7 protein-coding genes are annotated in these 5,824 nt (G+C 54.3%); 3 read left to right on the plus strand and 4 right to left on the minus strand.

The window, feature by feature from the left end; genetic code table 11:
* The first annotated feature begins 524 nt into the window (after positions 1 to 524).
* Positions 525 to 764 (plus strand): antitoxin, encoded by a 240-nt coding sequence (locus E5Z01_RS18875; protein ID WP_135230785.1) that lies wholly within the window; start codon positions 525 to 527, stop codon positions 762 to 764.
* Between the two features lie 8 nt (positions 765 to 772).
* Here E5Z01_RS18875 and E5Z01_RS18880 read toward each other — a convergent pair whose 3' ends face one another.
* The 3 genes from E5Z01_RS18880 to E5Z01_RS18890 form a co-directional block, all read right to left on the minus strand.
* Positions 773 to 1,381 carry a DUF3841 domain-containing protein gene (locus E5Z01_RS18880; RefSeq protein ID WP_240738587.1) on the minus strand — a complete coding sequence of 203 codons (609 nt, stop codon included), beginning with the start codon at positions 1,379 to 1,381 and terminating at the stop codon, positions 773 to 775.
* Between the two features lie 191 nt (positions 1,382 to 1,572).
* Positions 1,573 to 2,157: a hypothetical protein gene (locus E5Z01_RS18885; protein ID WP_135230787.1), complete on the minus strand. Its 585-nt coding sequence runs from the start codon at positions 2,155 to 2,157 to the stop codon at positions 1,573 to 1,575.
* A 233-nt stretch (positions 2,158 to 2,390) separates the two neighbouring features.
* The gene (locus E5Z01_RS18890; RefSeq protein ID WP_135230788.1) at positions 2,391 to 4,019 is read right to left on the minus strand and encodes a hypothetical protein; all 1,629 of its coding nucleotides are present in this window, start codon (positions 4,017 to 4,019) and stop codon (positions 2,391 to 2,393) included.
* A 221-nt stretch (positions 4,020 to 4,240) separates the two neighbouring features.
* Between E5Z01_RS18890 and E5Z01_RS19830 the strand changes: the two genes are divergently transcribed.
* Together E5Z01_RS19830 and E5Z01_RS20435 are read left to right on the plus strand one after the other, a co-directional pair.
* The gene (locus tag E5Z01_RS19830; protein WP_205750515.1) at positions 4,241 to 4,699 is read left to right on the plus strand and encodes a transposase; all 459 of its coding nucleotides are present in this window, start codon (positions 4,241 to 4,243) and stop codon (positions 4,697 to 4,699) included.
* A complete protein-coding gene (locus tag E5Z01_RS20435) occupies positions 4,591 to 5,133 on the plus strand; it encodes an IS5 family transposase (RefSeq protein ID WP_205750516.1) in 543 nt (180 codons plus the stop codon). The genes E5Z01_RS19830 and E5Z01_RS20435 overlap by 109 nt, the downstream gene beginning before the upstream one ends.
* On the opposite strand, the gene E5Z01_RS18900 is transcribed toward E5Z01_RS20435, so the two are convergent.
* Positions 5,023 to 5,631, minus strand: coding sequence for a hypothetical protein (locus E5Z01_RS18900; RefSeq protein ID WP_135230789.1), 609 nt, complete (start codon positions 5,629 to 5,631; stop codon positions 5,023 to 5,025). The genes E5Z01_RS20435 and E5Z01_RS18900 overlap by 111 nt on opposite strands.
* Positions 5,632 to 5,824: the final 193 nt, after the last annotated feature.

Below are 5,824 nucleotides of genomic sequence, written 5' to 3' on the forward strand. Positions count from 1 at the left end.
ATTGAACCTGAAAGGCAATCAGCGTTGCGGCCTGGGGGATGGGCATTAAACTGTAGTCGGGATGAGGCGTCAACACCTTCATCCCTTTGCCATTCTGGACACGAAATGTCAACCCCTAATCGCCGTTAGCGATTACGCACATCTTCAAAAAGAAACTCATGAAATGCCCGCCGTACTGGAATATTACCATAGGTATAGGCTGAACAATCTTTTAGAGAACGAGATTGAGTGACATCTTTATCATTGATACCGATTCCGATTGAATCCCCCAGTGTGGGGGATGAGATCCGACCGAAGGGAGAAGGAAAAGATACGGATTTCGTCCAATTCCCCCATACCCGGAACCCCACCGGATATGGGTACATTTCCCGAAATCCGTATGAGAGGCCTGAAAACGCCAGGCTACGCACAAAGAACCTGAGAGAAATTCCGACCCAGAAAGCTCTTTTTTATGGAATTCCATTTACTCGGGTCACAAAGTTTTGTTGCTCCCGATGTACCCTTATTGATGGCTGGAGATCGCCATGACCAAAGCTAAAATTTTCCAGAGCGGGCGTTCGCAGGCCGTGCGACTCCCCAAAGCATTCCGTTTCGAGGGGCAGGAAGTTTTCATCAAGTGCGTCTCTAACGGTGTGCTGCTGCTTCCGCTGACTGCTGAGGAACAGCGGACATTCTGGGAAGGCTGGTACGCTGGCCTGCCTGAAGTGGATGTGCCATTAGAGCGGGTTGATCGGCCCGTGTATCTCCCCCCTGATAACCTGTAAGCGCCCCGTCAAGCACGCCATTTCCACCCTGTGTAAAAGCGGTGGCGAATCAGGTCTTCTGGTCTGATTTCCCACATGACACCCTGTATTTTCTTCTGTCGATATGGCACGCCGAACCAGTCCGGGGCATGCCAGTCAAGATCAAGGCAGAGTTCCCAGGAATCGCAGACCAGGGCAGTCAGTTCAGTGTCCTGCCAGAAATCACCGCCGTCGCCATACCCACGCTGCTCGCATTTCCGGTCAAAGGCAACGCTGTCTTTTTCAGTCCCAAGGAAAGTAGCATTCAGTGGGGCGTGCCAGAGGTCAAAATCAGACAGCAGCACCCGCGCCGGGTCAACCTCCAGTTCCAGCAGGACACCAGGGGCATAGGGACGGTGTCTTCGCAGGTCAGGCCGCGAAGAGTCAAAGCGGTGCCACACCCACACGGGGAGAGCATCCGGTTTAGGCGGCATGTCCTGCCTAGCCAGTTTCGCAGCCATCCAGTCATAGGCCCGCACGATTTGTACCGAATTATCCAAAAAACCGTCAGCGCGGCACAAATCTGCGTCAGGGCGGTAGGGCTGTCCAGCCAGCAGGAATTCCAGAGCAGTTCGTGGTTGCAACGTATACACCTGCATCAATGCCCTCAGAGTAAAGCCGCCTCACGGAAATAGCTCACGATGCTTACGTTCGCAGGCAAAATGGACGAACCCGCTTCCGATTCGTCTACCAAAGTGGCTGGGAACAGTTCGTCAGACGCTGTGCATGAATGCCTTGATCTGCGATGTGGAGTATCAGTCCGTCAATGCTCCATTCGTTGTTGACCTTGCTACGGTGTGACGGGCAGAGAAACCAGGGTTATTTCATCCATATATTTGTAGGCCTGCACAGTCAGAATGCCGTCCATCCAGCCCATGGAAAGGAGAGGGTGCTGGTCGTTGAGCAGACCATGCTTCTGAGCCTCTTCGGCCAGGGTCAGGTCGGTGGCAACTGGGGGCAGGTGAGAGTTGGGTTGGATCACCCAGACGCCGTACCAGTCCGTTGCGGAGTCACAGAGGGGAGTGAGGGCTTCCGATGCGCCGAGGAGATAAAGTGTATTCCAGGCCGTAAACGGGGAAATAGACGGATGCCACTGTCCGGCGGGGAGAATGAACCTGACCTGCAGGTGTTCTCCCCGCCGCTCTCCCAGCAGCAGTCCCCACTGTGCTGTACCTTTCAATTCAAGTCGATTCAGAATTTGTCGTCGGGCCAAAGGGTGAAGTGAGATGGAGGTCAGTGCCGGGTTGATATTCGGCTGAGTCAGCAGGGCAGTCAAACCAAGCAGGTGGGCATAAAAGCGTTCGAGAGGCAAGATGAATTCCTTGGGGAAAAGAGGAAAGTCGCCCCAGTCAATTGGGACGCCAGGCTGGATCACCACCCGCAACGTGGGTGAAAGGGTTTTGGGAGACTTTCAAAAGCACAATCCACTGAAGATTCTGGTCAAAAAATAGAAAAATAGCCTCCAGACAGCGTATTTTCTGGAAATTTGCGAGCTTTTATTCTGTTGTTCGCACTTCGGGAATTTTTGTTGAGGGTTGCTGAGAAAATTTCCCAGTAGGAAAAGTCGGGAGGGTTTCCCGCCCCCGACTCTTTGCCCTTTCTGCCGTCTCAGCCGAATATCTCTTTCAAAAACTCAGCAGTAGTATAGTCTTCCAAAGGCCTTTCCTGTGGATTTTTCGCAGTTTTTTGGACTGGTTCGGCTGTTTTTTCTGGTGAAATCAACGCCCCGAAGTGCGAACTCTCAGAAGAAAGTGGCGACGACTCTGTGGAAATTGCCCCGTCGTGCTGCTTTCTGGTGGCTGACTTCTCGACTATCCCAGTTTCCTCAGGCGAAGCCCCCTGTGCCATCGAAGGTGGGATTTCTCTAATTGCTGTCTCAGCCGAATTATTTTCCTTCTCTCTCCCACTTATCCCATTATTCCCACTTGAAAGAGGTTGCCCTAAAGGCAGTGACAATGCCAGAACATCTATCTGCCCCTGTCGACCGTGGGCCTCAATTCGATATCGTTTACGAAACCCGGTTTTTCCGGTTTTCGGATTTTTGTACCCTTCACAACGCATCAGACCTCTCTTGAGGTAGGCATCTCTGAGCGCTGACCAGAGAGCCGTTTCCGACGGAAATGTCTGCTGTTGACGGAAAGACGTGACCTGTAATTGCTCGTAAAGCGCACGTGGAAGGAAATAAGCCCATTGTTGATTCCCTTGCCTTTCAGTCCAGCCAACCATCTGGCTCCCCGGGCGGGTTATGTGGGATTGTGGGTTAGAATCATCATCCCGGCCAAACCCAGTGTTCTGAAACCAACCGACCATTTCTGGACTGTCCTGCGGAACAGCACCCGTTTTCCTCTCCACAAGGTGGATTCGCCCCTGAGCGAAAAGGGTATTTACCTGGGATTCAAACCGTTGTACCGGGTTCTCTTGCTCAACGTAACCACCTTGCAGCGCCGCCACCTCCTGAAATGCCGAAATACAGTTTTGCCAGTAGTCCTCGGCCTGCTCAGCCGTAATAGCTCCCGTATCCACTGCGAAATTCAGGAACACCCGCATCCCGTACGACAGTTCCGCCAGTGCCGCCCCTGTCCGTGGGTGACGCCCGGCAAAGTGGTCGACATGCTGGATGATGTGCTGGCGGTGCTGTTCACTGCCGACTGTGACCTTGTCGAAGTGCTGGGCGACGTATTGGATGTATCCGGCCATCGTCTCGGCGTAAACCCCGTCATGGGCGCTTGCTTCCGCTTTGTTGTACTCGGGACGGCGGATGTTGTCTGGCCCATGCAGCGGCTCAGACACCGGAACGATAATGCTCCGAGCAACCGTGCTTTCACCCTGTGGGGCTTCCTCGGCAGTCAGGAAAATCAGACCGCGTGGGTAAACGTTCTGCCGCATCTCCCGGTTTTGCGTGAGGGTGCCGCGTCCCACACCATCAGCAGCACCCGCGAGGAGGCGGCGGAGTTTATCCAGTTCCTCCAGCCGTTTTTCCCGAGTCTGAGGGAGCTTGAAGTCATCGAAGAAGATGACGACATCGGCCAGTAAGTAAGCGGTCTGTTCCAGCGAGGCCGCGCTGCTACTCCACCCGTCCGGCAGGTGTTTCCGGCTGAATCCAGCACCGTAATGGGTAAAAAGAATGGCAGCAAACGCCGTTTTGAAACGTCCGGTTTCCCCGACTAGCATGACTGCTGTATCGATTCTCCCCAATATGGGACGGAACATGGTGGCAAAAACGACGTAACTCACCATATCTGGAGCCAATTTGAGGAGATCGAGCGAAGCCCGAATAGCGTTGACCAGAAGTACCGTCGGCGGCGGCTCAGGCAGGGCATACGCCCGCAGGCGGTGAGGGAGGACGACCTCAATTCCTTCTACCGCACCCCCCCTGCCGATGACCGCCTCGCCAGTCAGGAAGATGGGGCCATATTGAGGGTGTTTAGAGCCTATCCGGAAAGTGCTAAGGTAGAACCTTGACAACGACGCAACATCATCAACAGCAGATCAATGAGTCTCCAACCGTCTGGGAAGTCAATGACGCGCTCTGGGAGCGTCTTGAGCCTGTTCTGCGCATTGAGAAGCAGCGGAAGAAGAGTGGGCGTCCCCCACGGGACGCCCGTCCGATCTTCAACGCCCTCATCTGGCTGGCACGAACGGGCAGCCAGTGGAGCGAAATTCCTCGACATTACGGTGCAAAGTCAACCATCTTTGATCGCTTCAAGGTGTGGGCAACGGAAGGCCACCTTCAGGTGGCCTGGAGCATCTTGCTCACTGAATATGACGAGTTGATCGGCATCGATTGGGAATGGCAAAGTGCTGACGGGTGCATCATCAAAGCCCCGTTGGGAAAAAGGGGGCTGGCGGTGAAGAGGAAAAGACCGGCAGCAACCCCACCGACCGAGGAAAAGCAGGAACCAAGCGCAACCTGCTGACAGACGCTAAAGGTATTCCTCTCTCCATCGCACTCAGTGGTGCCAACCGTCATGACAGCAGAATGCTGAGTGCGATGCTTGAGGGCATCGTCGTGGCCTTGCCGATTCCAAGCACGGAGGAAGAACGGCACCTCGCGCTGGATCGTGGCTATGACACTGAAGCCTGTCGCGAGATCACCGCACAGCATGCGCTGACAGCACATATCCCCAGGAAGGCGACGGAGGCAACACCGTTGCCTCCTCCTAGTGATCCTGAGCGTCACCCCCCACGTCGCTGGGTGGTTGAGGTCAGTCACAGTTGGTTCAATCGATTCCGACGGCTTCTAATTCGGTGGGAAAAGAAGGCAAGCCACTACATGGCATTTGTACAACTGGCCGCCTGCCTCATCATCTGGCGGAAGATCGCCCCACTGGCTTCCAGATTTTCCGGATAGGCTCTTAATCCATCCTGTTTGCCCGTACACTGTGCGGCGCACGTAACCTTCCTGCTCGCTGAAGAGAAGAATGGCCGCTGCTGCATGCGCTTTTTTGTTACTACCAGCATGAATAATGGCCTGTGCTCCCCATGATTTCTGTACCCAAGACATGTCTGAGAACCGTTCCACCTCGACTTGAACCCGTGGAAGGAAATCTCCATGTGAAGTTTGACCCTTGACAATCAGCACTTTCCGAGCAGTTTCTCCTGCTTCTCCATAGGAGATTTCCTGCTCCTCCACCACTTTGGCTGTGAATTCCGTCAGGACGGAAGCAGCGATAAACTCCCCTCCCGCCTGCTGGTGACGCGTTACCTTGTAGAGGCGGCCATTGTCGATGGCGTACCCATCACGACCATCAACCCAGATAACCTTTTCAAAGATTCGAGGTGCTGGCGATTGAGGTGGCACTTTCGCTGGCTTTCCGGAAGCCATTTTTTTCCGTTTTTGACCTGCCATTAGGCCACCCGGTTCTGCATGAGCGAGTAGAGCCAGGTGTCAACGTCCCTGGCGGCAACGAGGTAGCTAGTACAGCGTTCAATTAATACGGATAGCTTGATAGTGCCGACCAAAGCTGCGACGGGCATCCTGGGTCGAGAATTGCCAATTGATCTTTACCCCCGCTGCATTTCGGGCGCTCACCCAGGATTCG

Source organism: Deinococcus fonticola, assembly GCF_004634215.1.
GTDB lineage: Bacteria > Deinococcota > Deinococci > Deinococcales > Deinococcaceae > Deinococcus > Deinococcus fonticola.